Origin of the sequence: Janthinobacterium sp. AD80, assembly GCF_002878455.1 — a bacterium.
Lineage (GTDB): Bacteria > Pseudomonadota > Gammaproteobacteria > Burkholderiales > Burkholderiaceae_D > Janthinobacterium.
In genome coordinates this window covers 1-1,681 of sequence record NZ_NRDQ01000289.1, presented here as the reverse complement: position 1 = coordinate 1,681, position 1,681 = coordinate 1, and the positions used below count along the sequence as shown (strand labels likewise).

General features: G+C 68.2%; 1 protein-coding gene. It reads left to right on the top strand.

Going from position 1 to position 1,681, the window contains the following annotated elements:
* Window positions 1-113 precede the first annotated feature (113 nt).
* A complete protein-coding gene (locus JaAD80_RS28755; RefSeq protein ID WP_102299587.1) occupies window positions 114-1,553 on the top strand; it encodes a type II and III secretion system protein family protein in 1,440 nt (479 codons plus the stop codon).
* The last annotated feature ends 128 nt before the right edge of the window (window positions 1,554-1,681 follow it).

Here is a 1,681-nt window from a genome sequence, read left to right as displayed (position 1 = left end):
GGCGCGCGTGGCCCAGGCACCGGCGCGCCAGTGCAGCGGCGTCATCGATGGCACGCGCCAGTCGCGCGAGTGTTTTTAGCTTCCCGGCATTCAATCACCATGGACTTGCTCACATGAACCGCGCCCTGCTGCTCCTTTGCTGCTTCCTGCCGTGCTTGCCCGCGGCGGCCGATCCCGGCCCGCGCTGCGGCGGCGAGGCGGCGTCGCCGGGCAACTTGCAGCTGCAGGTGGGCAAGTCGAGCATGCTGCGCCTGCCGGAGGCGGTGCAACAGCGCAGCGTCGGCAATCCGGCCGTGGTGCAAGCCATGCTGGTGGCGCCGGACACCTTGTACGTGGTGGGTGTCGACGTGGGCAGCACCAACATGATCATCCAGGGCAAGAGCGGCCTGTGCAGCGTAGTAAATGTCAGCGTCAGCATGGACCCGGCCGGCCTGCAGGCGACCCTGGCGGCCCTGATGCCCGACGAGCAAGCCATCCGCGTCACGGCCGTGGCCGATTCGCTGGTGCTGAGCGGCACGGTGCAGGATGCGGGCGCCGTGGTGCGCGCCGTGGAGCTGGCGCAAGCGTATGTGCGCCGCGCTACCGTGCCGCTGGCGCTGCCCAAGCCCGCCGATGGCGCCGCCGTGCCGCTGGCCACGGCAGGCGCGGGCGGCACGCCGGCAAGCCGCATCATCAACATGCTCGACGTCAGCGCGCCGCAGCAGGTGATGCTGGCCGTGCAGATCGCGGAAGTGTCGAAGTCGCTGCTGGAGCGCCTGGAAGTGGGCGCCACGCTGCGTTTCGCCTCGGGCAGCTGGGCCACGACTTTGCTGTCGAATTTCCTCAGCGGCGCGGCCAATGGCGTGCTCGACGTGCGCAAGTCGAACGGCCAGAAGCTGACCATCGAGGCGCAGAAACAGGATGGCCTGATCCGCATCCTGGCCGAGCCGACGGTGATGGCGATCAGCGGCCAGGAGGGTAGTTTTTTGGCAGGCGGCAAGATTTTCATTCCCGTCGGCCAGGACAACAACAAGATCACCCTGGAAGAGCGCGAGTACGGTGTCGGCCTGCGCTTCACGCCCACCGTGCTGGCGGGCGGACGCATCCATTTGAAGGTGGCGCCGGAAGTGTCGGAACTGTCGCGCGAAGGCGTGGGCATCTCCGCCGCCGGCGTCAGCGCGCGCTCGATCCTGCCCGTCATCACCACGCGGCGCGCCTCGACGACGGTGCAGCTGTATGACGGCCAGAGCTATGCGATCGGCGGCTTGATCAAGAATAACCAGGTCAGCAATATCACGGGCGTGCCGTGGCTGAGCGAAGTGCCTATCCTCGGCGCGCTGTTTCGCAGCACGGATTTCCAGCATGACCGCACGGAATTGCTGTTTGTCATTACCGCCCACCTGGTCAAGCCCTTGCCGGGCGTGCCCGTGCTGCCGACGGCGCAGCTGACGCCGCCATCGCGCAGGAGCCTGATGGGCGACGGCACGATGGAGGGGCCGCCGCCGGCTTCATCGCCACCGTCACCACCACTGCCATCGGCGCCGCGCGCGGCCGCTGGTTTCGAGTTGCCATGATGCCGGGAGCTGCCATGTGGAAATCCCTCTTGCCGTTCTTTCGGCGCCTGGCCGCGCTGGTGCTGGCGCTGCAGCTGGCCGCCTGTGCGCACAGCAGCACGCCGCGCCTCGACGCGCGCTTCGGCGAC

Coding starts and splice junctions, on each gene's coding strand:
- JaAD80_RS28755 (WP_102299587.1), top strand. CDS start 114: ATGAACCGCGCCCTGCTGCTCCTTTGCTGCTTCCTGCCGTGCTTGCCC.